At 34.0% G+C, this 25,627-nt stretch carries 23 protein-coding genes; 12 read left to right on the top strand and 11 right to left on the bottom strand.

Annotated features, from left to right (window positions below; translation table 11 throughout):
- Positions 1 to 58: 58 nt before the first annotated feature.
- Complete coding sequence (locus AC2A1D_RS13535; RefSeq protein ID WP_484044115.1) at positions 59 to 1,006, top strand: polysaccharide deacetylase family protein; 948 nt, start codon at positions 59 to 61, stop codon at positions 1,004 to 1,006.
- Entirely contained in the window at positions 1,003 to 2,082 is a 1,080-nt protein-coding gene (locus AC2A1D_RS13530) for a GNAT family N-acetyltransferase (RefSeq protein WP_484044114.1), read from the top strand. The genes AC2A1D_RS13535 and AC2A1D_RS13530 overlap by 4 nt, the downstream gene beginning before the upstream one ends.
- A 75-nt stretch (positions 2,083 to 2,157) precedes the next feature.
- Here the strand turns inward: AC2A1D_RS13530 and AC2A1D_RS13525 are convergent, their stop codons facing one another.
- Positions 2,158 to 5,028: a M16 family metallopeptidase gene (locus AC2A1D_RS13525; RefSeq protein WP_484044113.1), complete on the bottom strand. Its 2,871-nt coding sequence runs from the start codon at positions 5,026 to 5,028 to the stop codon at positions 2,158 to 2,160.
- Between the two features lie 163 nt (positions 5,029 to 5,191).
- Here AC2A1D_RS13525 and AC2A1D_RS13520 point away from each other — a divergent pair, with 163 nt between their 5' ends.
- Both AC2A1D_RS13520 and AC2A1D_RS13515 read left to right on the top strand, forming a co-directional pair.
- Positions 5,192 to 5,743 (top strand): DUF4256 domain-containing protein, encoded by a 552-nt coding sequence (locus tag AC2A1D_RS13520; RefSeq protein ID WP_484044112.1) that lies wholly within the window; start codon positions 5,192 to 5,194, stop codon positions 5,741 to 5,743.
- A gap of 688 nt (positions 5,744 to 6,431) precedes the next feature.
- Entirely contained in the window at positions 6,432 to 6,830 is a 399-nt protein-coding gene (locus AC2A1D_RS13515) for an immunity 22 family protein (protein ID WP_484044111.1), read from the top strand.
- A 61-nt stretch (positions 6,831 to 6,891) separates the two neighbouring features.
- On the opposite strand, the gene polA is transcribed toward AC2A1D_RS13515, so the two are convergent.
- Positions 6,892 to 9,738 (bottom strand): DNA polymerase I, encoded by a 2,847-nt coding sequence (polA, locus tag AC2A1D_RS13510; RefSeq protein WP_484044110.1) that lies wholly within the window; start codon positions 9,736 to 9,738, stop codon positions 6,892 to 6,894.
- A 567-nt stretch (positions 9,739 to 10,305) separates the two neighbouring features.
- On the opposite strand from polA, the gene AC2A1D_RS13505 reads away from it, so the two are divergent.
- The 3 genes from AC2A1D_RS13505 (at position 10,306) to AC2A1D_RS13495 (ending at position 13,332) form a co-directional block, all read left to right on the top strand.
- Positions 10,306 to 10,596, top strand: a complete 291-nt coding sequence (locus AC2A1D_RS13505) for an HU family DNA-binding protein (RefSeq protein ID WP_034674127.1) — start codon at positions 10,306 to 10,308, stop codon at positions 10,594 to 10,596.
- 346 nt (positions 10,597 to 10,942) lie between these two features.
- A complete protein-coding gene (locus AC2A1D_RS13500) occupies positions 10,943 to 12,502 on the top strand; it encodes an Rne/Rng family ribonuclease (protein WP_484044109.1) in 1,560 nt (519 codons plus the stop codon).
- Positions 12,503 to 12,684: 182 nt separating this feature from the next.
- The gene (locus AC2A1D_RS13495; RefSeq protein ID WP_484044108.1) at positions 12,685 to 13,332 is read left to right on the top strand and encodes a LuxR C-terminal-related transcriptional regulator; all 648 of its coding nucleotides are present in this window, start codon (positions 12,685 to 12,687) and stop codon (positions 13,330 to 13,332) included.
- A gap of 83 nt (positions 13,333 to 13,415) precedes the next feature.
- On the opposite strand, the gene AC2A1D_RS13490 is transcribed toward AC2A1D_RS13495, so the two are convergent.
- The 6 genes from AC2A1D_RS13490 to AC2A1D_RS13465 form a co-directional block, all read right to left on the bottom strand.
- A complete protein-coding gene (locus AC2A1D_RS13490; RefSeq protein WP_484044107.1) occupies positions 13,416 to 14,915 on the bottom strand; it encodes a beta-sandwich domain-containing protein in 1,500 nt (499 codons plus the stop codon).
- A complete protein-coding gene (locus AC2A1D_RS13485) occupies positions 14,912 to 16,312 on the bottom strand; it encodes a CsgG/HfaB family protein (protein ID WP_484044106.1) in 1,401 nt (466 codons plus the stop codon). The genes AC2A1D_RS13490 and AC2A1D_RS13485 overlap by 4 nt, the downstream gene beginning before the upstream one ends.
- A 6-nt stretch (positions 16,313 to 16,318) precedes the next feature.
- Positions 16,319 to 16,738 carry a curli production assembly/transport component CsgF gene (locus AC2A1D_RS13480; RefSeq protein WP_484044105.1) on the bottom strand — a complete coding sequence of 140 codons (420 nt, stop codon included), beginning with the start codon at positions 16,736 to 16,738 and terminating at the stop codon, positions 16,319 to 16,321.
- A 4-nt stretch (positions 16,739 to 16,742) separates the two neighbouring features.
- Complete coding sequence (locus tag AC2A1D_RS13475; RefSeq protein ID WP_484044104.1) at positions 16,743 to 17,477, bottom strand: CsgE family curli-type amyloid fiber assembly protein; 735 nt, start codon at positions 17,475 to 17,477, stop codon at positions 16,743 to 16,745.
- Position 17,478: 1 nt separating this feature from the next.
- Positions 17,479 to 17,853, bottom strand: coding sequence for a hypothetical protein (locus AC2A1D_RS13470; protein WP_484044103.1), 375 nt, complete (start codon positions 17,851 to 17,853; stop codon positions 17,479 to 17,481).
- An 88-nt stretch (positions 17,854 to 17,941) separates the two neighbouring features.
- Positions 17,942 to 19,003: a hypothetical protein gene (locus AC2A1D_RS13465; protein ID WP_484044102.1), complete on the bottom strand. Its 1,062-nt coding sequence runs from the start codon at positions 19,001 to 19,003 to the stop codon at positions 17,942 to 17,944.
- A 228-nt stretch (positions 19,004 to 19,231) separates the two neighbouring features.
- On the opposite strand from AC2A1D_RS13465, the gene AC2A1D_RS13460 reads away from it, so the two are divergent.
- Genes AC2A1D_RS13460 through AC2A1D_RS13445 form a run of 4 tightly spaced genes read left to right on the top strand, consistent with a single transcriptional unit; the run spans position 19,232 to position 22,484 of the window.
- Positions 19,232 to 19,861 (top strand): NUDIX hydrolase, encoded by a 630-nt coding sequence (locus AC2A1D_RS13460; RefSeq protein ID WP_484044101.1) that lies wholly within the window; start codon positions 19,232 to 19,234, stop codon positions 19,859 to 19,861.
- Between the two features lie 27 nt (positions 19,862 to 19,888).
- Positions 19,889 to 20,689, top strand: coding sequence for a lysophospholipid acyltransferase family protein (locus AC2A1D_RS13455; RefSeq protein ID WP_484044100.1), 801 nt, complete (start codon positions 19,889 to 19,891; stop codon positions 20,687 to 20,689).
- A gap of 12 nt (positions 20,690 to 20,701) precedes the next feature.
- Complete coding sequence (locus tag AC2A1D_RS13450; RefSeq protein ID WP_484044099.1) at positions 20,702 to 21,142, top strand: hypothetical protein; 441 nt, start codon at positions 20,702 to 20,704, stop codon at positions 21,140 to 21,142.
- 1 nt (position 21,143) lies between these two features.
- Entirely contained in the window at positions 21,144 to 22,484 is a 1,341-nt protein-coding gene (locus tag AC2A1D_RS13445) for a UDP-N-acetylmuramate--L-alanine ligase (protein ID WP_484044098.1), read from the top strand.
- A gap of 81 nt (positions 22,485 to 22,565) precedes the next feature.
- Here the strand turns inward: AC2A1D_RS13445 and AC2A1D_RS13440 are convergent, their stop codons facing one another.
- Together AC2A1D_RS13440 and panD are read right to left on the bottom strand one after the other, a co-directional pair.
- Positions 22,566 to 23,579: a lysylphosphatidylglycerol synthase transmembrane domain-containing protein gene (locus tag AC2A1D_RS13440; protein ID WP_484044097.1), complete on the bottom strand. Its 1,014-nt coding sequence runs from the start codon at positions 23,577 to 23,579 to the stop codon at positions 22,566 to 22,568.
- Positions 23,580 to 23,585: 6 nt separating this feature from the next.
- Entirely contained in the window at positions 23,586 to 23,936 is a 351-nt protein-coding gene (gene panD, locus AC2A1D_RS13435) for an aspartate 1-decarboxylase (protein WP_484044096.1), read from the bottom strand.
- Positions 23,937 to 24,336: 400 nt separating this feature from the next.
- Between panD and AC2A1D_RS13430 the strand changes: the two genes are divergently transcribed.
- Positions 24,337 to 24,627 (top strand): HU family DNA-binding protein, encoded by a 291-nt coding sequence (locus AC2A1D_RS13430; RefSeq protein ID WP_484044095.1) that lies wholly within the window; start codon positions 24,337 to 24,339, stop codon positions 24,625 to 24,627.
- Positions 24,628 to 24,793: 166 nt separating this feature from the next.
- Here AC2A1D_RS13430 and clpP read toward each other — a convergent pair whose 3' ends face one another.
- On the bottom strand, positions 24,794 to 25,477 hold the full coding sequence (gene clpP, locus AC2A1D_RS13425; protein ID WP_484044094.1) for an ATP-dependent Clp endopeptidase proteolytic subunit ClpP: 684 nt from the start codon (positions 25,475 to 25,477) through the stop codon (positions 24,794 to 24,796).
- Positions 25,478 to 25,627 lie beyond the last annotated feature (150 nt).

The following is a 25,627-nucleotide window of genomic DNA, read 5'->3' as shown; positions in this document are numbered from 1 at the left end:
ATAGAATCTGCTTAAAACATTAGCTTTTAAGCAGATTCTTTTTTATTTTTACCTTAAGATGTTAAAAAAACAAATCATCAATTCTCTCGCTCTTTTTGAAAACGGAAATTTCTCAAAAAATTTCCCGCTAAACTATTGTTTGCCGGTCTATCACTGCGTTTCTGATGATTTCCTTCCTCATTTGAAACACATTATCAAATACAAAAACATCCGTGAATTTGAAGCTGATTTAGACACGCTTTCAAAACATTTTCAATGGATAACTTTTGATGAGTTTAAAGATTATGTGAAAGGTAATTTTAAACCTAAAAAAAAGATTGCTTTACTCACATTTGATGATGGTTTCAGAGAATTTTACGACATTATTCTTTCCATTTTAGAGCGAAAAGGAATTTATGCCATAAATTTTATCAACCCAGCTTTTATCGATAACAAAGAGTTAATGTTTCGCTGTAAAGCCAGTTTGCTTTATGAAAAATCGATTCAATTGGGAGAAAAAAAAGATTCCATTTTACAATTAAAACATCATCAAACAGCAGAACTTAAAGCTTTTTCAAATCAATTAAATGTCGATTTCACTGCTTTTTTAAAAGAGCAAAAACCTTATCTAAGCGTAGAACAACTCAATAAAATCAAAGAAAAAGGCTTCGGAATTTCTTCTCATGGCTGGAATCATCCTTTGTACAACGAGATTTCTTTGCAAGAAAAGCTCAATGATTGCCAAACGTCTTTTAATTACATGAAAGAACATGGTTTTCATGAAGAAAGTTTTGCTTTTCCATTTACAGATTTTGGCGTAGAACAGGCATTTTTCGATGAGCTTTTTACATCAGAAGAAATGTTTTGCACTTTTGGAAGTGCAGGTATAAAATTAGATTCTGAAAAAAGAAATTTTCAAAGAATTCCTATGGAAACTGGTGAAAATGCGGAAGTCATTCTAAAAAAAGAAATCGCTTATTTCAGATTAAAAAAATACCTCAATAAAAATACGATTGTAAGAAAATGATTGAGCTAAAAACCTTTAACAAAAGTACTTTACAGGAATTTATTTCTTCCGGAAAATACCAATCGTACGAGTTTCTACCGATTACAAAACATCGTGCAGAATCTCAAATTAAAAATCCAAAAGCAAATGAAGAACAGACTTTGTTAATTCTCGCTTTTGAAGGTGAAAAATTAGCCGGTTATTTAGGCATTCTCCCCGATTCTTTCTTTATTGACGATACAATTTTCAGATACGGTTGGCTGAGTACACTTTTTGTGAGCAGCGATTTTCGGGGAAAAAGAATTGCGCAACAACTTCTAGACAAAGCCTTTGAGCTCTACAACGGAAATATCGCCATTACAGAATTCACGCCCGAAGCGGAAAGTTTGTACAACAAAATCAAAGTTTTCAAATATATTCAACCGAAAATTGGGAAAAGATTTTACCTGAAAACCAATTTTCAAGAGATGATTCCCGCGAAAAAACCGAAACTGAGTCATTTTAGACCGCTTTTTAAAATTGCTGATTTAGGTTTTAATTCTGTCTTAAAAATCAAAAATTCTTTGATTACAAAGCCGAATTTTCGCTTTGAAATTATCAGCAAAATAGATTCAGAAAGTGAAAAATTCTTATCGCAATTCAAAGCCAACAGAAATTCGGAAGAAATGAATTGGTTTATTGAAAATCCGTGGATTTTAGAGGGTAAAAAGAAAGACGAACGCTATCTTTTCTCTAGTTTTTCGAATGAATTTAAATATTTCTGGGTTAAAATTTTCAACATTGAAAATCACATAGAAACTTGTGCCCTGCTTCTTTTAAGAGATGGAAATCTGAAAATTCCTTATTATTTTTCAATTTCTGACCACATAAATTTCGTGAAATTGTTAGCGTATTTTTCTGAAAAACATCGCGTAAAATTCATCACCAGTTATCAAACTTTCATCAACGAAGAAATTGAAAAGCAAAAGAGTTTTCCGAAAATTCACAGCCGAAATTTTGAAAGAAGGTATATGTTTCACGAAAAAATGATTGAACAACTTCCAAAAAATTTCAACCCAAACTTTCAAGATGGTGATGGCGATTGTGCGTTAACGTAAACGATTTACAATATTAAATTTGCGAGGCGGCAATCTTCGATTGCCGCCTCGCAAATTTCCCTAAATATTAAAAATTTAATGTCCGAAAATATCTTTCAGTTCTAATTCTTTGAATTCGCCCATTTTTTGAACTGCATCTACATCGAGGTTTTCTTTTTTCCCTAATAAAGCCGTGTTGAAATGTAAAGTTTTAACGTGAGAGTTGTAAAATTCTTTCATTTCATTAAAATTAAGCGCTTGAATCTGGCTGTAAATATCTCTTCGAATATCATAATTAATCCCCAGTTTCTGAAGTCTTAACGTATTAAAGAAAATATTGGTACGTGTAATTCTCGTTGAAGCAATCTGCTTTAAAGCGGCATTTTTTGAATTTTCAAACTGAACGGGAACTTCCGGAAGTTCCGACATTAATTCTGCCATTGTATCGACGGCAATCATCAATTTATCTGGTTGAGTTCCGATGTATGTCGTAACATAATCAGGATGCGACAATTCCGAATTGGGAGCGTAAGAAACGTAAGCAGAATACGCCAAACTTTTACTCTCGCGAATTTCCTGAAAGACGATAGAAGAAAGTCCTCTTCCAAAATATTCGTTAAACACGTTTATTTTTCCAAAATTTGCGGTGTTTACAGTATTCCCTCGTGCGATTTTACTCATTTCAACCTGAACCATATCGTAATTCACGAAGAAAACATTTCCCCCAGTTTCGGGTTCCAAATATTCTTTTTTAGAAGGAATTTGCTGTGTTTCATCTGAAATATAATTGATGATAAAGTTTTTAAAATTATCCTGATTTTTACCATAAAAGAAAATCTGATACGGATAATCGAATAAATTTTTCAAACGATTGGTAAAAGCTTCAACTGAAGAATTTTGTAGCTCTTCTTTAGAAATAATATCTGTAAATCTAGAATGTGCCCCCCATTTTGTATAATTGGTAAGCGCTTGCATAATTCTGTTTTTATCTTTCTTTACAGCTGCTCTGTTTTCAAGAACTGTTTCCACAAAATTTTGATAAATATCTTGATCTGGCTTTACATCATGCATCCAATGCTGAAGCAAAGAAATTCCTTTTTCGATATTTTCTTCAAGACCGGTTAAAGATATCGTAAGTTGGTCGTTGGTGGTCTTAAAATCATTGGTGACACCAATTTTGAAAAACTCTTTTTTCAACTCGTCTGGCGAAAAGCGTTCTGTTCCCAAATATTGTAAAACTTGCGTAGAAAGACCCAAATCTCTATCGTTATCACTTCCCATTGGGAAAATAAAATGAACTTGCGCAATGTCGTTGTACTTATTTTTTACGAAACTTATCTTTTTATTTTTTATGAAATCTGTTGAAATTTCTTTTTGATACTCAATAAATTCTGGCTGAATATCTTCTGTTTTATCATTTAATATTTCTGTAAGAAACTCAGATTGCGCTTCTCTATTGATTTTCACAGGAGTAATTCCTGGGTTCTCAACTCTTAAAAGCTTCTCGTTTGTACCTTTTTCTTTATAAATAATAACATAATTGTCTTTAAAAAATTCTTGTGCAAATGCAACAACTTCGTCTTTGGTTACAGAAGCATAATCGTTCATTTCATTAAGTTCCTGCTCCCAAGTTCTGCCTTTAATAAAGGTATCGTAAAGATTTGTAGCCAAACCTTCTGCGGTTTCCAAAGCTTTCATTCTTTGCAGTTTGAAATCATTAATTATTGCAGGAAGCATCCAATCCGGAAACTCTCCTTTCTTAATTAATTCTATCTGATCAAGCATCATTTCTTTCGCAAAATCTAGTGTATCTGATTCTTTTGGAACACCTACCAAAGAAAAATAGCCATACTGTTTTAAACCTAAAGAATAAGCTTGCGCCCACAACATTTTTTGGGTCTGATTGATATTAAGATCAAGCAAACCAGCTTCTCCACGATTGCTCAAAATATTTGCGATAATATCTGCCAACATTGCTTCACGAGAACCATAACTATCCGTTCTCCAAGCCAATTGAACTCTTGCAGTGGTCGGACTTTGTACTGTTCTTTTTACAATTTCGGTAATTGGTTTTTCAACAATTTTATTTTTTGGCGGAAGCTCTCTATAGGGAAGAATTCCAAAATATTTATCAATTAAAGTAATTGTAACATCAAAATCTAAATCTCCTACAAGTACAAATGCATAATTGTTTGGTACATAATATTCATCAAAATATTTATGAATTGCTTTCATAGAAGGATTTCTAAGATGTTCTGCTTTTCCCAAAGTCGTTTGCTGCCCATTTGGGTGCAACGGAAAAAGCGCATCCATCAACTCATAATTTACCAATCGAGAATCGTTATCCTGAGCTCTGTTGAATTCTTCATACACAGATTCCAACTCGGTATGAAACAGCCTTAAAACCATTCCTGAAAATCGTTCTCTTTCAATTTTCAGCCATTTTTCAAGCTCGTTGTTGGGAATATTATTTTTGTAAACAGTTTCGTCAAACCAAGTATGCGCGTTGGTCCCAGATGCTCCCAATGAAGAAATAGCCTTATCATATTCATTCGCAATCGCATATTTGCTGGCTTCTTGAGAAACTTGGTCTATTTTGCGATAAATCTCTCTTTTCTTTTCCTGATTTTGCTCCGCTTTATGCTGCTCATACAAATCAGAAATCTCATCTAAAAGCTGCTTTTCTTTACTCCAATCTATTGTTCCTAATTTAGAAGTTCCTTTAAACATCATATGTTCAAGGTAATGCGCTAAACCTGTGTTATCCGAAGGATCATTATTACTTCCCGTTTTCACAGGGATAAAAGTCTGAATTCTTGGCGCATCAAAATTCTGAGCTAAAAATACTTGAAGACCATTTTGTAAAGTGTAAATTCTTACTTTATTTTCGTCGTTTGTTATTGTGATATAAGGAAATTCAGATAATTCTGAGACCGAAGCGACCTCTTTATGTGGATAATTATTCATTATTGTAATAAGTGAGATTACAAATGTATCGAAAAAACCCGAACTGCTATTCTTATAATTTTTTTAAAAAACTAAACCTGTATTAGAAAAAATCGAATACATATACCGAGTTTTTTAATTTTATTAAATTTACCTCATCAGTATTTTAAAAACAAATCACAAAATGGCTTCCAAAAAATTAAACAACCTCGAATCTCAAGAAATTCTTAAAATTTTAAAAATTAGGATTGAAAAAAACAGATTTAACCTAAAAAATCTAGATTGGAATTCAATTGAAAATCTTCTTCTTCAAAATCCAGAAAAATTATGGAGTATTGCGCAAATGGAAAAAACAGGTGGCGAACCAGACGTTATTAAATGTGATAAATCCGTAGTTTTTTGCGACTGTTCTAAAGAAAGCCCTTCTGGAAGAAGAAGTTTTTGCTACGATCATGAAGCTCTTCTTGCAAGAAAAGAAAACAAACCGCAAGATTCTGCGATAAACGCAGCCCAAGAAATGGGCATTGAACTCTTAAACGAAGCAGAGTATCGAGAACTACAAACTCTAGGTGAATTCGATGAAAAAACTTCGAGTTGGATACAAACACCAGAGGAAATAAGAAACCGCGGCGGTGCTTTCTTCTGTGACCGACGCTATAATTTTGTATTTCTATACCATAATGGCGTACAATCTTATTATGCAGCAAGAGGATTTAGAGGTAAAGTAATAATATAAAAAAGCTGCGCTAATTAAAACGCAGCCCCAACTAAAAACTAAAGCTTATAAATTTATATTATTTAAAAACTTTATCTAAAAAAACATTTCTTTATAAATAAAAACAAGTCGACTCTTATTATTACATCAACATTTATCATGTTGTGTGGTACTAACTGTGTTTTTAGATTCCTTCTTTATATAAGAGTAAACTTGATAATGCAAAATTAAAGGTAGGCAGAATGAATTTGTTTGCTAAAAATTACAAATAATTTGTGATTTTAAACAGAAAATATTAGAAAAATTTACATTATATTTTACAAAAAATTAAACATATACACAATATTGATAAATTTATTGTCATAAACTTTCCTATTACTTTACAAACTCGATTCAATTGTAATTTTATAATTACAATTATCACAGTATAAATTTCTGAATTTTTTTTTAATTAAAGTTGTTTTTCTTGTCTTTTTTTCCACTCTACCTTAAATTTAAAAATAAGTGAGCTCACAAAAAAAATTGATGATAAGATAAAATCAATTTAAGTACTAAAAAAAGATTATTCATTCCTTTATTAAAAATAGCAGAAAGTAAAAAAATCTTTCTTTTCAATTTTTTTATGCAACGAATCGTTTCAATAAAATTTTACCACCACAAACTATTATCATACCTTTGAAACTTCAATAATAAACATTTATTAAACCTTATGGACACACAGATTTTAGATTTTTGGGTAGGAAATTTCAAATCAGAAGAAGACTTAGAAAGATTCGCAGATGAAGACGAGCAATTTTACCTAGAGGAAGATTCTGACGACGTTTATATTTCTAGGTTTGCAGAATCGCAAGACACCATTTGGTTTGACCAAGATTTCATTGAGTACGGCTTTGCAGAAGGCGATTACACGCTTTACCAAAAATTTGCAGACTACTCTTTTGCAGACGAATGGCTTCCAGAATTGGTGCATAAAATCAATGAAAGCAATTTGAAATTCGATATAAACTCTTTAATTTTCGTAAGCCAAGGACAAATTCCAAAACCAAAATCTGTAGAAACAGACGATTTTTCTCTGGTTTATTTAGGAGGAATTGAAATTGAGTATTAAAATAAAATGATAGCATCTTTTTTTGATGCTATCATTTTTTTATCTGTATTAAAAGCTGTTTTTAATGCGCTTCCAACCAATTATCTCCTACTCCAACTTCTACCAACAAAGGAACTTGTGTTTCGATAGCGCTTTCCATTTGGGTTTTAATTAAAGCTTTTGCTGTTTCAACTTCTTCAATTGGAGATTCAAAAACCAATTCGTCATGCACTTGAAGAAGCATTTTTGTTGCTAAATTTTTCTCTTCAAGCTCCTTTTGAATTTTAATCATTGCCATCTTCACAACATCTGCCGCACTTCCCTGAACAGGCGCATTCACCGCATTTCTTTCTGCATGACCTCTTACCACAAAGTTGTTAGAATTGATATCTTTCAAATGGCGTTTTCTTCCTAAAATTGTTTCCACATAACCGCTTTGGCGGGCTTTATCAACCTGTTCAGCCATGTATTTTTTCAGTTTTGGATACGTTTCAAAGTACGCTTCAATCATTTGTTTTGCTTCCGTTCTAGACAATCCTGTCTGTTCTGCTAAAGCAAATGCACCTTGACCGTAAATAATTCCAAAATTCACCGTTTTTGCCTGACTTCTCTGCGTTTTTGACACTTCTTCCAAAGGAATTTTAAACAATTTCGCAGCTGTTGAAGCGTGAATATCTTCTCCGTCTTGGAAAGCTTTAATCATATTATCTTCTCCAGAAATTTCAGCGATTAAACGCAATTCAATCTGAGAATAATCGGCAGAAATCAGTTTTTTACCTTCACCCGAAACAAAAGCACCACGAATCTGTTGCCCTCTCAAAGTTCGGATAGGAATATTCTGCAAATTCGGGTTTACACTCGCCAATCGACCTGTTGCAGCCGTTGTTTGCGAAAAATTGGTATGTACACGGTTGTCGAGCGGCTCAATTTGCGACGGCAATGCATCCACATAAGTAGATTTCAGCTTTTGATACGTTCTGTATTCTAAAATATGTTGAATAATCTCATGTTTTGAAGCTAATTTCTGCAAAACATCTTCCGAAGTTGCGTACTGACCGGTTTTTGTTTTCTTTGCTTTTGGGTCGAGCTGCATTTTTTCGAATAAAATTTCGCCCAATTGTCTCGGTGAATTCATATTAAATTCTTCACCAGAAATTTCAAAAATTGTTGCTTCTAATTTTCTTAAATCGTTATCTAAATCAATACTTTCCTGAGCGAGCCATTTTTCATCTAAAGAAATCCCGGCAAGTTCCATTTTAGCCAAAACTTCCATTAAAGGCATTTCGATAGAGAAGAAAAGGTCTTCTAAATTTTCTTTTTTTAATTGTGGCGCAAGCAATTCGTACAATTGGAACGTAACATCTGCATCTTCGGCTGCATAATCGGTTTGCGTACGCAAATCTGCATCTCTGAAATTGCCTTGTTTTTTCCCTTTTTTCCCGATAATCGTTTCGATGGAAACCGGTTTGTAATTTAGATACACCTCACAAAGATAATCCATCCCATGTCTTCCGTCCGGATTTAAAAGGTAATGCGCAATCATCGTATCGAACATCGCACCTTTTACCGTGATATTGTATTTTTTTAAAACTTTATAATCGTACTTAAGATTATGTGCAATTTTCACCAAATCTTCTTTCTCAAAAAACGGTCTGAAAATTTCCAAAGTTTCTAAAACTTCCTCTTGATTTTCAGAAAACGGAATGTAATACGCCAAACCTTTTTTATAAGAGAAACTCATCCCAACCAATTCTGCTTCCAGCTCGTTTAGAGAAGTTGTTTCGGTATCAAAACAAACCGCTTTTTGCTGCAAAAGATTTTCAACTAAAATTTTCTGAGCTTTAGGATTGTCTAAAAATTGGTACAAATGATCGTTCGTTTCAATAGTTGCTTTGCTTGAAGTTGCCTGGTCTAGCTCTTCATACGTTGCAAACAAATCGAGTTGTCCCACTGCAGCCGCCACTTTTTGCTGAGGCGTTTGTTCTTGCTCGTTATTTTCGTTTTCAGTTTTCGGAGTTGGAGTTTCTGTTTTTTGAAAAGCACGGTAAAGATTTTCATACAATCTTCTGAACTCGATTTCTTCGAAAACCGCTTTTACTTTTTCAAAATCTGGAATTTCGAGGTCGTACTGCTCTTGATGGAATTCGATTGGGGCATCGCAAATAATTGTTGCCAATTTTTTAGATAAAATACCTAATTCTGCAGAAGCTTCAACCTTTTCTTTCATTTTGCCCTTCAAATCGTGTGTGTTGGCTAAAAGATTTTCAATGCTTCCGTATTCTTTAAGGAATTTCATGGCAGTTTTTTCACCCACACCTTGTAATCCGGGAATATTATCTACCGCATCCCCCATCATCGCAAGAAAATCAATGACTTGTTTAGGATCTTCAATTTCGTATTTTGCTTTTACTTCTTCTACACCTAAAATTTCAATATCGCCCCCTTTTAAACCTGGTTTGTAGATTTTAATTTTATCGGTCACCAATTGTGCAAAATCTTTATCTGGCGTTACCATAAAAGTAGTGTATCCTTCCTTTTCCGCTTTACAAGCAATGGTTCCAATCACATCATCCGCTTCATAACCCGGAACACCGAGATATGGGATATGCATCGCTTCCAAAATCCTGTGTATATAAGGAACAGCAATTTTAATCGCTTCAGGAGTTTCGCTACGATTGGCTTTATATTCGGTGAAATCCGCAGTTCTAACACTTGCTTCACCCACATCAAAAACCACAGCAAGATGTGTTGGTCTTTCTCTTCTGATTAATTCTATTAGTGAATTGGTGAATCCAAAAATTGCTGAAGTATCTAACCCTGAACTTGTAATTCGCGGACTTCTGATTAACGCGTAATACCCTCTAAAAATCATCGCATACGCATCGATGAGAAAAAGCCTTTTATCTTGTGTTGCCTCGATATTTTCCATAGTCAACAAATATATGAAAAAGTGTTTTTTTGCAACGCGTTTTTATCAAACAATCCCTTGAAACCGTTTTAAAAAGTACTTTAATAAAGTTTCACTATGAAATTTGATTTAAAAATGAAAAAAAATAAAGGTTTATAATTAAAGAAAATTTATTTAAAAAAATGAAAACAAAAAATGTAAAGCATTATCTATTTAATAAAAATGTCTGCCTAAAATATTTTGTAAAAACATCAATTTAAATTATATTTTTTGCAATTCGGAAGCTCCGTTTATTCAACTGAATACAGAATTACGTAAAAGAAAAATCAAAAAAAATAATTGATGATTGGATAATAAAATTAAATCTCCAAAAAGCAACCGATTAACCAAAAAATATAGACTTGATAGCCATTGCCGAATATCCCAAAAATAACTTTACGTTTATATGACATAATAATTAAAGAATATTTGATGTTATCTTCATATAATACCAATCGATTACGCCAAAAAATATTTTATTAGTAATTTGCTAATATTCAATTTTTTTAACTAAATTTGCACACCTAAAATTTAAAATTATACAAGGAAATGACAAAGGCAGAATTGGTAAACACCATCTCAAATAAGTTGGGAACTGAAAAGAATGAAACACAGAAAGTTGTAGAAGCTTTTATGCAGGAGATCAGAACTTCTATGTACAATGGGGACAATGTTTACTTAAGAGGTTTTGGATCTTTCATCGTTAAAACCAGAGCAGCTAAAACGGGAAGAAACATTTCTAAGAACACTGCAATTGAAATCCCTGCACACAACATTCCAGCTTTCAAGCCTTCAAAATCTTTTGTGGAGAAAGTAAAGACTAAAGTTGCAGTAAAATAAAAAATAGAATATTAACTAGTTATTAAAAAATTAACATTATGCCAAGCGGAAAGAAAAGAAAAAGACACAAGGTAGCGACTCACAAAAGAAAGAAAAGAAGAAGAGCGAACAGACATAAGAAAAAATAATCTCTTACGAGATTTTTAATATAATAATATAGTTGGTGTTTTTTATATATTTAAAAATCACCGACTATATTTTTGTTTGTGCAAAGCGTGATTAAGAGGAAGATAAATAATCTTATTAAAGATTTTTTAACGATATATTGATTTATTTATTAAATTTAAAAAATCAATATTTTTCGAAAAAACACTCCCTCAATCTATATAATTTATCTTACAACAAAATGAAGAAAGAACTATTGGTCTCGCATGAAGACGATTTCACCAAAATTGCTTTACTGGAAGACGGAAGACTCTGTGAACTTCATGAGGAAGAAGACAAAAATAACTTTGTAGTAGGCGACTTGTTTATAGGAAAAGTAAAGAAACTAGCTCCGAACCTTAATGCAGCTTTTGTAAATATTGGATACGACAAAGATGCATTTCTACATTATCAGGATCTGGGACCGCAGTTTCTTACCTATAAAAAATTTTTAAAGGATAGTGTTTCTAAAAGACAGAATACTTCAGGACTGAAGAATTTTGAAATACAACCAGAAATCGACAAAAACGGGACAGTAGACAAAGTAATTGCAAAAGACGATATCGTTCTTCTACAGATTACAAAAGAGCCCATTTCTACAAAAGGGCCAAGAATTTCTACACAAATTTCTCTTACGGGAAGATTTCTTGTGCTAATCCCATTCGACAATAAAGTATCCATATCGAAAAAAATAAAAACTTCGGAAGAAAAAGAAAGACTCAGAACCCTTATCGACAGTATAAAACCTGAAGGTTTCGGCGTTATTATCCGAACAGTTGCAGAAGGCAAAAAAGTTGCAGACCTTCACAACGACATGAACCAATTGGTTCAGAAATGGGAAAACACCTTTAAAAACATCCAAAAAAACAAAGTCCCTTCAAAAGTTTTAAGCGAAGACGACAAAGCATCTGCAATTCTTAGAGATAATTTCAACCAAGATTTTGTAAATATCATCTGTGATGATGAGCAAATGGTAGCTGAAATGAAATCTTACCTAGAAGTAATTGCTCCGGAAAGAAAAAACATTGTACAATTTTACGACTCTCACATTCCGCTTTTAGAATACTACAATGTCGAAAAGCAAATGAAGCAAAGCTTTGGGAAACACGTAAATATACCAAGCTCTAAAGGCGCCTATCTTGTGATAGAACACACAGAAGCTCTTCACGTAGTAGATGTAAACTCCGGAAACAATATTACTGCAGGGATTACTGCCAATAAAGAACACGCACTAAATGTGAACAAAATGGCAGCCACTGAAATTGCAAGACAACTAAGACTGCGTGACATGGGAGGTATTATCGTAATCGACTTTATCGATATGACCAACCCGGAACACAGAAAAGACCTTTACGAACATCTTCGTGAAGAAATGAAGCGAGACAAAGCGCGTCACAAAATTCTTCCTCCGAGTAAATTTGGGCTTATCCAAATTACAAGACAGAGAAACCGACCAGAAAAACAAATAGACACTAAAGAAGAAAATCCTAACAAAGACGGCGAAATTGTTGCTCCTATTGTAATTGTAGAAAAAATGGGAGAAACCTTAAGAACGATCTTACAAAAAGAAAAAGGAAAACTCTTTTTACATGTGCACCCTTTCGTGGAAGCTTACCTTACAAAAGGTATTAAAAGTATCCAGATGAAATGGTTTATAAAGTACAAAAAATGGGTAACAGTAATACCCAGAGATTCATTCAAGTATCTTGAATACAGAGTTTACAACTCAAAAAAAGAAGAACTTGCAAGCTATTCTAACTAGAAAAACAAAAGCCTTTCAGAAGACTGAAAGGCTTTTTCTTTTTTTCATATAAAAAATTCTCAACATAACACATATTATTATAAAAATATACCACAAAAAGGGTATTTTTCAGCATTTTATCAATTAAAATAATACGTAATTAAATATTTTTTCATAATTTTATGGCTATCTAAGGCACCACGATGAAATCAAATTTAATAATCTTTGATCAACCTGTTTTGTACGCAGAAGGTTTATCTAAATTACTCTCACAGACCAAAATTCTTAATCAAATTCAAGTATGCAGTTGTTATCTAAAACTTAAAGATTATTTAGAAAGCAACAATTTCGACATCTTAATGTTTAGCTCAAATATTATGGTGCTTTCAGAAATTTACCAAGCGACTGACGAAATCAAAAAAAGAAATCCTAACGTAAAAATTATTATCATTGGTGATGATTATGATGTAAACGCCATCAGAAAACTTTTCAACAAAGGCATTACGGCTTATCTCGATAAGAGAAGCTCTTTTGATGAGTTTATAGACTGTGTACAATCTTTGCAGGAAGACAAAATCTTCTTATGCATGCACGCAAAAGAAAAAATGATAAGCTTTGTAAGCAACGGGAAAAATTTTGAATCTACTCAGGCAAAAGAATCGCTTACCAAAAGAGAAACCGAAATTTTAAAACTGATTTGCGACGGACTCAGCAGCAAAGATATTTCGCACAAACTCTTTATAAGCATTAATACAGTAGAAACTCACAGAAAAAAAATCCTTACAAAACTGAACGTGAAAAACTCGGTTGGAATTGTAAAATACGCGTTAGAAAACAACATTATTGAGTAAAAAAGTTTTCTGACTTGCTGAAACAAAAAAGTCAAAACCAAATTTCCGGTTTTGACTTTTTTTTATCTAAAAAATGTACTGTTTTATTCCCAATCTGGCATTTCTGCATCAGAAAACAGTACTGTTCGAGGAAAATTCCCACCAATACCTGCAAGAGTAATTTTTATAATATTTTTAACAGAGATATTATCGTTTGAAGTATTTACCAGAATAATTTCCGCATCATTTGGAGAAAATCTGGGGTCTAAATCATTGCTTCCATTCATTTTCTGGCTCAGAGTAGAGATATCCTGTTGCGTATTATTTTCTAAATCATACAAGAAAATACGCGAATCTAACTGTCGGTATTGTAGCGCTTCAAAACCCGCAACATCCCTTGTATAAAGCAATTTTTTTCCATCTGTAGAAAAATTAATACCACCTGCACCTCCATTTACTCCGCTCAACACATTCTGAATAACAGTTCCATTCATATTAATTATATAAATTTTCACGCCATAACCGCTTAGATTATTAGTTTTAAGGGCAATTTTACTTCCATCATAGCTCCAGTCACATTCCGAGATAAGGCTTCCATCTGGTGTTGTGTAGAGTAAAGAAAGGCCAGTTCCGTCACTGTTTATACGATAAAGTTTATCGAAATTCGCATATATAAACTGGCTCCCTACTTTGTTCCAAGAAAAATCGATTTCGGTATTGCTAAAACCGGTTGCGGGAACTGTTGTAACCTGCATTACATCAGAACCATCTCTTTTTGAGGTAAAAATTTGAAAATTTCCTCCAATATTTCTCAGAAAAGCAAGTTTATTGGCATCATTATTCAATCTTGGCCTCAATGAATTTTGTGAAGTAGACGTGAGACTAAAATTTACATTAGAGTCATTAGCCGATACAATGTAATAGTTTCCGCTTTCTTTTTTTACATAATGAAATCTATTGGAAGGCATTGTAATGGTTTTGAATTGTCTAATTTCGCTATATACTTTCGGATTTACTCCATCAGAAGCAACAACCTGCCAAAAATAAGTGTTATTAAACTGAAGGTTCGTGAGATTATAATTTTTCGTCGATAAATCATTAATATTCTGAACGATGGTATTGTTGGCGTTTTTTATGATAAGATCAAACTTTAGGCTATCATTTTCAGGGTCGGTACAAGTCCAAGAAAGATTAAGAGATAAAGGTTGCTCTACGGAATTATCTGCAGGACTTACGAGCACAGGAATTGAAGGAGCCGAATTTAAGGTAGAATCATCAGACATTTCAAAAACGACCGTTACGGTTTGTCCATCATTTTTTAAGTTTACACCTTGGTAACTTGTAACATACCCATTGTATTCTGCTTTTACAGAATAATCGCCTACCGGAACATCCTCAATGCTAAAACTACCGTCTGTAGCTGTAAATGTAGTAGTGGTTGTAGGGCTTGTAGAAATTTTAACATTGGCAAGCGGGGCGTTTGTTCCTTTTTTCACCACAGTTCCTTTAATAATTCCTTTTGTAGCTTCACCTACAAGATCTTCGCTACAGCTTATGGTAAAGCTAAGCATCAGAAATAGAATATACTTTAATAAATTTTTCATGGATTTGTTGTTTTTACTGGTTTTGAAGTTCGTCGGTTTAGGTAAATACTCATCCCTAAACCAATTCTCACGCTTTGATCTTTCCTCGTTCCCTGTACTTTGAAATCCCAATCATCATTAAAACCCAAATCATACTGCGTATTGAGTCTGAAAGCAAAAGTTCGGTTGACTAAATATTCTAAACCACCCCCAAATTGAGATTTGAAGAAGTTTTTATCACTGTAAAACACGCATCCTACTCCACCAAAAACATAAGGAGTAAACTTACTTTTGGGCAAAAGCAAATATTCCACATTTACATCTGTAGAAACCCCACGTCTCCAAAAAAGGTTTTTATTTTCAAAAACAAAATAACTTGCATTTCCGTCGATATTAAGATGATCGCTAAAGAAATATTTTATCCCAGCTTTTGCTCCTGGATGCATTTTAGGATTTACATAATCACCACGTATCTGTGTAGCTTCAGCAATGCCGTATATCGCTAATTTTGCTCTTTCATTATCTGCCATTTTTCTGCCGAGAACTTTCATATCATTATCTGTCTGCTCTGCATTATATTCTTTGATAACATTGGTAAACTTGCTGCTATCTTGCATTCTGTTCCCCCAAATATTATCACGAACACCTTCTACAATAAGACCATATACAGCCTTTTCGATGGCTTCGGTTACGGCAAGATGCACAGGTTCGTTCTGTGTAATTCCTACTTCAGCCTCCATTAATCTTTCGGTATCTACGTATCGAAAAAAACTTCCACTTATCCCTGTAGAAAGAATAGTTTTTGATGTGTAAACCGTCTTCAAGATTTCGCCACTTTGCGTGGAAACCGCCCTTAAATAAACTGTAATTCGGTCTTGTCTGTATTGCGTAGAGGCTCCGATACCAAAATATCGAGCACCAAGACCACCGGTTACAACATTAGTATCGTAAGAAACTACACCGCCTTCAAGAATAATCCCCGCATACAAAAGTGGCGGCAAATTGCCAGATTCATTACTTTGATTTGGCATATATTCTTTTCTTGTAGACCTTATAATTTGTCTTTCATTTAAAAGATTGCCTATATTTTCTCTTTCTATAGGTCTAAACCAACGGCTGTCTTCTAAAGCCTTGATAAGAATTGTGGTGGTTCCTTGCGGAATTGCCGTGCTCCAATTTGCCCCATTATCAGCAGCTTTATATTGCCCCGTTTGATCTCGGAATTTGTAAACTCCTACCACTACTTTTTCGTTAGGTAATGGTAAACTTTTAATTTTTGAAGTAAAATTAGTCGTTTCTCCCAAAGTAGATTTTTCGCTTTTCGATGGATAATTCAGTAACGAATTACAGCCAATCATTACCAGAAAAAACATGGGAAATGCTACCCAAAGTTTTGGATATAAGTATGTATTTTTCATGGTAAATTAACTTTGTCCCGGAATAATAATTTCTGATTGTTCTCCTGTACCCGTATTTAAGATTTTTATCAGCAATCCTGTTCCGGTTTGTGTAACCTCTAAATACATAGAACCGAAAATGTAAGTTCCCGGTTTTATGTCTCCATCACCAAATTGATCACCAAAAAGCTTGGTTGATAGCTGGCTGAGAAGCTGTCTGTTTAAACTATCGGTAAAACTTCCGAGCGAACTAGAACTGGAAGAGAGGGAAGAAGTTGAAGCATTATCGAATTGGTTCTGTGCCGTTGCCGAACTTAGCAACCATTGATAATTGAATGTATCGCCGCCAAAAGCGGGATTTATGGGTTTGTAAACCAACTGTTGCGCACGCAACGAGACGTTGGTAAATACGAGAAATAATATTGTAGTTATGTATAAGAGTTTCATTGTGTTAAAGATTTTTAGTTGAGGTGCGTTGCAATTCGTTCTTAGGCGAAATCATCTTTTTAAGAATTTCCAAAGTAACTTGAGCTTCGCGACTCATCGCTTCTTCATCCGGAGATGTATTAAAGAGATAAATTTCTTGCTCGTTGTACAAAACTGAAATTCTAGTGCTCTGCCCTATTCCTGGTATCTCGACGATCTTTACTGTTCCCGGAAACTTTGCATCTGTCTGCAGATACTGCATGTAAAACTGATCGTAATAGTACTTTCCGTTTTTGCTTCTGGTTTCGTCTATTGTAAGACCATAGAGCGCAATATCGTTTTCAGATATTTTTCGGGTACTATTTTGTAAGTTTTTTTCAGGGCGTATTTCTATACTGTCTTTAGAAATCACTTTTGCATTTTCTTCGTCTTTAATAAAAAGGAAAACTTTAAGAACATCTTTTTTCTCGAGATTGGTTTTTACTTCAGAAAGTTTTAAGGTTTCATTCGGTTTTACAACAAACTTCCCTTCTTGTTTATTAGATGAAGTATTGCCAGAAGCTCCCCTCTTTATAGATAGCAGAATGTAATTGATTGGGTAATGGAAATCTGATTGGTTTTCTGCTGTAGCAATAATATTACAAAGACCGTCTGCGCTTTCTGTAATTATTTTGGCTTTTAAGCCAATCTCTTTATTGGTTTGAGAGAAAAAATTACAGCAAAAAAATAGTGAGATTATCCATAGAAATTGTTTTGTCATTTTAATAATTTCTGATAAAAATAATCATGTTACTGTCGTGGATATTGATTTTCATCTTTTCTGAGATACTGTTACTTCCCACCATATCAATATAATTTGAATTGCCAACGGTATTTATTGTGGCCGTGCTTGGCTTATTACTGGTATTGATAAATAAGGTCTGATTTTCGTTTCCAATCTGGGTGATAGAAACCTGTTTTGGATTTAGATCGAGAATTTTCACATCATTAGAATTCCCAATCTGAACCACGCTCGTGGTAAAACCAGAGCCACTATTTGAAGCACCAGAACTGCCAAAAAGTTGTAAAACATTCTGAGAATTAAGCTCTTCAAAAGAAACACTCTTCTGAGCATGCATTAAAGAACAAAAAATCATCAGAAAAATTGATATGTAGTAATTTGCTTTCATCTCCAAAAAAATATAATGTATAGGAGATTGCTCTCCTATACATTTTTAAGAAACTCTAATTTTGTGATACTACAATAGAATTTCCACTACCTGCTTGTACTCCCATATGATAGTTACCAGATCCCGCTTGTGTAAGGGTAGATTGGTTTGAAGTTCCGTTTTGATAAACCCACGCATCATTATTAAGCCCTGATTGAGTTGATAATGACTGGTTGGAACTCCCTTCCTGAGAAACTAAAACCATATGACCGTTTCCTGTTTGAGTTGAAGTCAATGTGTTGCTGTTTCCTGTCTGAGAGCCACTTGCGTCGTTTGAATTTCCTGTTTGGGTTTGAACCGCCATGTTCATATTTCCATCTTGCGAAAGAGCGGCGTCGTTACCATTTCCGTTTTGAGTTTGGCTAGCAGAGTTTTGATCTCCGTCTTGTGTTAATTCAGCTGAATTAAACCAACCATTTTGAGACTGCGTTGCTGTATTAAAATACCCAACCTGGTCTGAACTTGCCTCATTTGCAACTCCTACCTGAACTTGGTCTACATCGTTTTTCCATCCTTCCTGAGATGCAACAGCGCTGTTTCCAAGACCATTTTGAGACTGATAGATATCATTAGCATCTGCACTTAAGCTAGCTAAACTATTATCTCCAACCTGCGTAGCAGAAGCACTATTCCCTATTCCGTTTTGTACTTGATCGATGTACATTCTAGAGCCAGAGCTTTGTGAAGCAGTTGCGTTATTTACCAAACCATCTTGTGTTTGCGTAATTTCATTCATGTAGGTTTTATCCTGAGTAGCACTCACAACATTATTCACTCCGTCTTGATCTTGAGTAACATAGTTTTTGTTTGCCCAAGCAACACCTTGTGTAACAGACGCACTGTTTCCAATACCGCTTTGAGTAGTCATCGCTTCATTGTATTGCATTTTTTGCGACACATTCACGGTGTTGTTATTACCAGTTTGGCTAGATTCATTTTTCTGCTGAATTCCCTTTTGAGAAACATTAGCAACATTATTGTTACCTGTTTGATCTACTGTGTTTGTACTGTTTGTACTTTGAGCGTAAGTGATGCTTACTGCTAGTAGTGCTAAAGCACCTGTAACTAATTTTTTCATTGTGTAAATTTTTATGGTTTAAAACTTTACAAATCTACTTTTCTCACAAAGGCGAAAAATCATGTGTAAACAGTAAATTTCAAAAATCATTGAATTCTTGAGATTTACTTCACATTTTGGTTAGAAAACGTTCATTAATTACAGTTAGTTTTTTTGTAGTAGAAATACGGTATATTATTTGGAATACTTTCTCTCGGAAATTTTATGATATATTAGTAAATTTACCCTATGAAAAGCTTCGGAAAAAACCTTCTTAATAAAATAAAGCAAACAGAATTGGGTGGCGAATATGCCCATGGAATTTTTTCACCTCCATCCCGTCCTATTTTTACCTACGACCAGATTTTGTCTAAAAACCCGAAATTTGCAGCCGTAAATATTGTTTTATATATAAAAGATAATGAGTGGTATTTTCCGCTCATACAGCGTACAGAAAACAAGCACGACCGTCATAGCGGGCAAATTTCTTTACCAGGAGGCAAAAGAGAAGAGCTAGATCAAGACTTTGCACAAACTGCAATTAGAGAAACATCCGAAGAAATCGGGTTAGAAAAACACTATGTAAGAATTATCCGTGAAATGTCGCCCATCTACATTCCGCCGAGCAATTTCTATGTGTATCCATTCATTTCTTACACCAAAAAAAATCCAGAGTTTATCTTACAAGCATCAGAAGCAGTAGAAGTTATTGAATTTCCAATCACTTCTTTTCTCAACCTTCCCGACCAACCTGAAATAATGAATCTTGATGCCGCAAATGGCAACAATGTACCTGTCATCAATTTTAATGGATATATTATTTGGGGAGCCACTGCAATGATCTTAAGTGAATTCAGTCAGTTGCTGAAAAAAATGTAACTTTGCAACATTGTTTTTTAACTAAATATGGCCAAAAAAAATATCTTTACCGATGCATTCGGAACTCCTTATTTTTTAAAAAGGTTGATCATCTTTATACTGGGTTTCGTATCTTACAGAAGATTTAACGGATTCAATAAACTGAAAATCACCGGAACAGAACATTTGGTAGACCTACCCGATTCTAATGTTCTTTTCGTATCCAATCACCAAACCTATTTCGCCGATGTTGCAGCGATGTATCATGCATTTTGCGCAGTAAACAATGGCTATCTGAATACAATTAAAAACCCGATCTATCTGCTCAACCCAAAGATCGATTTTTACTACGTTGCCGCAGAAGAAACAATGAATAAAGGAATTCTACCTAAAATTTTCAAAATTGCAGGAGCAGTAACAGTAAAAAGAACCTGGAGAGCCGAAGGTAAAAATGTAAACCGAATGGTAGACATGAGCGAGGTAGACAACATCATGAAAGCACTTCAAAACGGTTGGGTTGCAACATTTCCGCAAGGAACCACCGCCGCATTTGCGCAAGGAAGAAGAGGAACTGCAAAATTGGTAAAGAACCAAAGACCAATTGTAATTCCTATTAAAATAAATGGCTTTAGAAGAGCGTTTGATAAGAAAGGTCTTCGTGTAAAAGTGACCGGAGTAAAACCTACTATGGAGTTTAAAGCGCCTTTAGATATTGATTATGACAACGAAAACTCTCACGATATTCTTCTGAAAATTATGACTGCTATAGAGCAGACAGAAGATTTCAACGTTTTGCACACCTATGATCAAGAATTAAAGGCTAAAAAATCACAAGAAACCAACTCTTAAAAACTCAAAAAAATGAAAAAAATACTCTCAATTTTTCTGATCCTTACGATTCTTATTTCTTGTAATTCACAAAAAGCTTTTTCAGAATTCGATTATAGTTATTCGAAAAGTGAAAGCGCTGTCTCTCGATACGAAAACCTTTTAATTAAAGGAAATAACGTACTTTATTCTTTAGAATCTAAAGACAAAAAAACAAAGAAAAAGTTTAAAATTTCAGACACAGAACTACAGAATATCGAGAAAGTTTTAAGCGAAAACCAATTCAGAAAAATCCTTGAAGACAGAAAGAAAGTTTACAACAAACCTTCCATTATTCTTACAGTCAAAAAGGGCGAAAATTCTGGCAGTAAAACAGACGCAAGCCTGATAATGGCTGTAGACCAGGTAAAATGGGAAAATTCTGTAGAAGTTTTTCAAAAAATCATAGACAATAACGTAAATAACACAAAATAAATTGAAAACCCACTTCATAGCCATCGGCGGAAGCGCGATGCACAATTTAGCCATTGCATTAAAAGATAAAGGATACCAAGTAACAGGTTCGGACGACGCAATTTTTGAGCCGTCTAAATCTAGGCTAGAAAAAAAAGATATTCTTCCTGAAGAAATGGGATGGTTTCCTGAAAAAATCACTTCAGATTTAGATGCCGTTATTTTAGGAATGCACGCCCATCAAGACAACCCTGAATTGGCTAAAGCAAAAGAATTAGGTTTAAAAATATACTCATACCCAGAATTTTTATACGAGCAATCTAAAGACAAAACCAGAGTTGTAATAGCAGGTTCTCATGGTAAAACCACGATTACTTCTATGATTCTTCACGTTTTAAATTTTCATCAAAAAGATGTAGATTTTATGGTTGGAGCTCAATTGGAAGGTTTTGATTGTATGGTAAAACTTACGCAAGACAACGATTTCATGGTTTTGGAAGGAGATGAATACCTTTCTTCACCCATCGATTTACGTTCTAAATTTTTGCTTTACCAACCCAACATTGCACTTTTAAGTGGAATTGCATGGGACCACATCAACGTTTTTAAAACCTTTGATGATTATATCGAGCAATTCAGAAAATTTGTAGCAAGTATTACTCCAGGTGGAGTTTTGGTATACAACGAAGAAGATGCAGAAGTGGTAAAAGTGGTAGAAAATGCTGAAAATTATTTCAGAAAAATGCCTTACAAAACTCCGGAATACGAAATCAGCAATGGTAAAGTTTTACTGAAAACGGAAATTATGGGCGATGTTCCGCTTTCTGTTTTTGGTGCTCACAACCTTTTAAACCTTGAAGGAGCAAGACATATTTGCCACACCTTAGGAATTATGGATGAGGAGTTTTATGAAGCTATTATGAGCTTTAAAGGAGCTTCTAAACGCCTTGAAAAAGTAGAAAGAAACGACGGCGGTACACTTTATAAAGATTTTGCACACGCTCCAAGCAAAGTAAAAGCTGCGGTAAAAGCTTTTTGTGAGCAGTTTAAAAATCAAAAAAAATATGCTTTCCTCGAGCTTCACACATATTCTAGCTTGAATCCTGTTTTTCTGGAGCAATACGACCACGCAATGGACGGGCCGGAAGAAGCCATCGTTTTTTATTCTGAAGATGCTTTGAAGATTAAAAGAATGGAAGCTATTTCGCCAGATTTAATCAAAGAAAAATTCAAGAATGAGAGCTTGAAAGTATTTACCAATGCGGAAGATTTGCATCAATATTGGGAAAGTTTAGACAAAACCAATGGAGTTTATCTCATGATGAGTTCTGGAAATTTTGGTGGTTTAGATTTAACGAAATAATAAATCAGTCATAAAAAACAAAAATCCTTTTCACACAGAAAAGGATTTTTTTATTTCTAAAAACGAATTCAAATTTTCGTTTTAATTATTTGATAACTTGTTACGTTCTTTTGCCAACATTGGAATTGAAATCCCACCCATTACAATCATCAAAAACAATTGTAAAGGCAGAGAAATGAAAGAATAAGTAAGACCAAGCGCAGAACCTTGATCTCCGTCTTTTCCCATAGCCAGAAAAAGTGTCATAAAACCGTATTTCATAGCCAGGTTGAAAGCGCCAATTCCGCCACTTGCCGGAACAATCATTCCCAAAGTACCTACAACAATGATGAAAAAGCCATCTGCAATGGTAAAATCTGAAGTTTCGGGAAGCGCAAAGCATACCAAATACGCCGCCATGTAGTACGAAATCCAAATTCCTACGGTGTAAAAAATGAATTTACCTTTTTGTTTTAGTTTTCCGATAGAAGCTATTCCCTGAAATATGCCATCAATAAACTGAATAATTTTATTAAGAAAGCTAATTTGAGCCAGCTTTTTCTTAAAGGCAAAGAAAAATACAAGACCAGCAATTCCAGCCAAAACAACAAGCAATACTTTGGTTGTATTAATTTTTATTCCTGCATTTTCAACAAATGAATAAATTACACTTCCTTTAAAAATGATTGTCAAAATCAAAAAACCTATCATACAAACCAAGTCGATTACTCTTTCAAGGATAATGGTTCCGAAAGATTTATCAACCGGGATTTTTTCAACACCATACAAAGCGGTTGAACGCGCTACTTCCCCACTTCTTGGAATGGTAAGATTCATTAGATATCCAAAAGAAATGCTCCAAAGCGCATTCGAGGTAGAGGTTGTGTAGCCCATCGGTTCCAAAAGCAAATTCCAACGAACTGCACGAAACCAATACGCCAAAAGCCCGAAAACTCCGGCAAAAGCAACCCACCAATAATTGGCTTTAGAAATAGAATCTTTGAAAGATTTAAAATCAAAATCCTTTAAAGCAAGCCACAGAAAAAACGCAGCAAACGCTAAAGAAATAATGATGGTTAAAAAACTTTTGAGGGGATTTTTTTTCTTCTCTTCCATGTAAAACTAGGTAAGAAGGTTTGTTTTTTCGTCTGGGAAAACAATTTTCGGCTGAAAATCTTTTGCTTCTTCAGGAGACATCTGCGCATAGGCGATGATAATGATAATATCGTCTTTCTGAACTTTTCTTGCAGCAGGACCATTAAGACAAACTTCTCCAGACTTCCTTTTTCCTTTGATTACGTAAGTATCAAAACGTTCACCGTTATTTACATTTACGATATAAACTCTTTCTCCTACCACCAAACCTGCAGCTTCAATAAGCTCTTCGTCAATCGTGATGCTTCCTATATAATTCAGGTCTGAAGCCGTAACTCTTACCCTGTGAATTTTAGATTTAAATACTTCTATTAACATGGTGCAAATTTATTAATTATTTTTTAGAAAGAATCGGTTTTGTAACACAACAAAATCTTTGAATATAAACTTTCTGTTAATTACTGATTATTAAACCATATCACTCTAATTTTAAGATAAATGCAACCATATTTTTAAAATCGGCAATTGTTTTTACAAATTTCGGATTTAATAAAATGAAAAAGGAAATTATAAAAAATCATAAAACATTATATATAGGGCATTTGGCACAATTTTAGCCGCTGTAAATGCGTATTTTACTAGAATTTTAAAATAATCAAAAATCAATCATTTTTTGGTTTTTATGAAATTTTTAATAAGTTTTGCTAAAATATTTGCACAATATGAAAATTATACTAAATTTGCTATTATAACAAACTAACTTTTAATATAAAAAATTATGAACAAGTCTGAATTAATCGACGCAATTGCAAAAGACGCAGGAATTACAAAAGTTGCAGCTAAGGCTGCTTTAGAATCTTTTATGTCTAACGTAACTTCTACATTACAGAAAAAAGACGGAAAAATCTCTCTTGTAGGTTTTGGTACTTTTTCAGTTTCTGAGAGAGCTGCAAGACAGGGAATCAACCCAGCTACAAAAAAACCAATTAAAATTGCTGCTAAAAAAGTTGCTAAATTTAAAGCAGGTGCAGAGCTAGCAAACGCTGTAGCAGGAGCTAAGAAAAAATAATCAACAAGATTATATTACACAAAAGCTGTATCAGAAATGATGCAGCTTTTTTTTTTATTTTTAGATTTCGGCGCGGGCTTCGCCCGCGCCGAAATCTAAAAATAAAATCTTTCACAAAAAAACTCACTGCTTTTCAACAGTGAGTTTTTTTTTATTTCAGCTAAAACTATTTTTCTTTAGATCTTTGTAAAACCTCATCTACCATACCAAATTCTTTTGCTTCGGTAGAAGTCATCCAATAATCTCTGTCTGAAGCTTTTTCTACCCATTCGTAAGTTTGCCCAGAATGTTCAGAAATAATGTCGTACAATTCTTTTTTAAGCTTCAACATTTCTCTTAGGTTAATTTCCATATCAGAAGCCACACCTTGTGCACCTCCACTTGGTTGGTGAATCATTACTCTTGAGTGCTTCAAAGCAGAACGCTTCCCTTTTTCACCTGCAACCAATAAAACCGCTCCCATTGAAGCAGCCATACCTGTACAAATTGTTGCTACATCAGGCTTAATAATCTGCATCGTGTCATAAATTCCCAATCCTGCATAAACACTTCCTCCAGGAGAATTAATGTAAATCTGAATATCTTTAGACGGATCTGAACTTTCTAAAAATAAAAGCTGCGCCGTTACGATATTTGCCACTTGATCGTCGATTCCCGTTCCAAGGAAAATAATTCTATCCATCATCAATCTAGAAAAAACGTCCATTTGCGCAACGTTCATTCTTCTTTCCTCCATAATATAAGGCGTAAGATTGGTTGGGTTGAACATTCCCATATACTGATCGGTTACCAAACCATTGTTTCCTAAATGTTTTGTAGAGAAATCTCTAAATTCTTTTTTAATATCCATAGGTAATTAAATTATCTTTTCTTTTTGTTTGACTAATATCGTTCCAAACAAATGTAAGGACAATATGGCAGAATTAAAAAAAATGTGTAATAAAAATGTAAAGGAAAAATCATTTCCCGATTTTAGTTTTTACAAACTAAATGGATGAAA

It is taken from the genome of Chryseobacterium sp. HNCC26DJ239 (assembly GCF_057180445.1).
This window is presented reverse-complemented; position numbering and strand designations above follow the sequence as displayed.

What these genes read in the sequence shown, in the direction of transcription:
- AC2A1D_RS13535 (WP_484044115.1), top strand. Translation starts at nt 59, where the DNA reads ATGTTAAAAAAACAAATCATCAATTCTCTCGCTCTTTTTGAAAACGGA.
- AC2A1D_RS13530 (WP_484044114.1), top strand. Translation starts at nt 1,003, where the DNA reads ATGATTGAGCTAAAAACCTTTAACAAAAGTACTTTACAGGAATTTATT.
- AC2A1D_RS13525 (WP_484044113.1), bottom strand. Translation starts at nt 5,028, where the DNA reads ATGAATAATTATCCACATAAAGAGGTCGCTTCGGTCTCAGAATTATCT.
- AC2A1D_RS13520 (WP_484044112.1), top strand. Translation starts at nt 5,192, where the DNA reads ATGGCTTCCAAAAAATTAAACAACCTCGAATCTCAAGAAATTCTTAAA.
- AC2A1D_RS13515 (WP_484044111.1), top strand. Translation starts at nt 6,432, where the DNA reads ATGGACACACAGATTTTAGATTTTTGGGTAGGAAATTTCAAATCAGAA.
- polA (WP_484044110.1), bottom strand. Translation starts at nt 9,738, where the DNA reads ATGGAAAATATCGAGGCAACACAAGATAAAAGGCTTTTTCTCATCGAT.
- AC2A1D_RS13505 (WP_034674127.1), top strand. Translation starts at nt 10,306, where the DNA reads ATGACAAAGGCAGAATTGGTAAACACCATCTCAAATAAGTTGGGAACT.
- AC2A1D_RS13500 (WP_484044109.1), top strand. Translation starts at nt 10,943, where the DNA reads ATGAAGAAAGAACTATTGGTCTCGCATGAAGACGATTTCACCAAAATT.
- AC2A1D_RS13495 (WP_484044108.1), top strand. Translation starts at nt 12,685, where the DNA reads ATGAAATCAAATTTAATAATCTTTGATCAACCTGTTTTGTACGCAGAA.
- AC2A1D_RS13490 (WP_484044107.1), bottom strand. Translation starts at nt 14,915, where the DNA reads ATGAAAAATTTATTAAAGTATATTCTATTTCTGATGCTTAGCTTTACC.
- AC2A1D_RS13485 (WP_484044106.1), bottom strand. Translation starts at nt 16,312, where the DNA reads ATGAAAAATACATACTTATATCCAAAACTTTGGGTAGCATTTCCCATG.
- AC2A1D_RS13480 (WP_484044105.1), bottom strand. Translation starts at nt 16,738, where the DNA reads ATGAAACTCTTATACATAACTACAATATTATTTCTCGTATTTACCAAC.
- AC2A1D_RS13475 (WP_484044104.1), bottom strand. Translation starts at nt 17,477, where the DNA reads ATGACAAAACAATTTCTATGGATAATCTCACTATTTTTTTGCTGTAAT.
- AC2A1D_RS13470 (WP_484044103.1), bottom strand. Translation starts at nt 17,853, where the DNA reads ATGATTTTTTGTTCTTTAATGCATGCTCAGAAGAGTGTTTCTTTTGAA.
- AC2A1D_RS13465 (WP_484044102.1), bottom strand. Translation starts at nt 19,003, where the DNA reads ATGAAAAAATTAGTTACAGGTGCTTTAGCACTACTAGCAGTAAGCATC.
- AC2A1D_RS13460 (WP_484044101.1), top strand. Translation starts at nt 19,232, where the DNA reads ATGAAAAGCTTCGGAAAAAACCTTCTTAATAAAATAAAGCAAACAGAA.
- AC2A1D_RS13455 (WP_484044100.1), top strand. Translation starts at nt 19,889, where the DNA reads ATGGCCAAAAAAAATATCTTTACCGATGCATTCGGAACTCCTTATTTT.
- AC2A1D_RS13450 (WP_484044099.1), top strand. Translation starts at nt 20,702, where the DNA reads ATGAAAAAAATACTCTCAATTTTTCTGATCCTTACGATTCTTATTTCT.
- AC2A1D_RS13440 (WP_484044097.1), bottom strand. Translation starts at nt 23,579, where the DNA reads ATGGAAGAGAAGAAAAAAAATCCCCTCAAAAGTTTTTTAACCATCATT.
- panD (WP_484044096.1), bottom strand. Translation starts at nt 23,936, where the DNA reads ATGTTAATAGAAGTATTTAAATCTAAAATTCACAGGGTAAGAGTTACG.
- AC2A1D_RS13430 (WP_484044095.1), top strand. Translation starts at nt 24,337, where the DNA reads ATGAACAAGTCTGAATTAATCGACGCAATTGCAAAAGACGCAGGAATT.
- clpP (WP_484044094.1), bottom strand. Translation starts at nt 25,477, where the DNA reads ATGGATATTAAAAAAGAATTTAGAGATTTCTCTACAAAACATTTAGGA.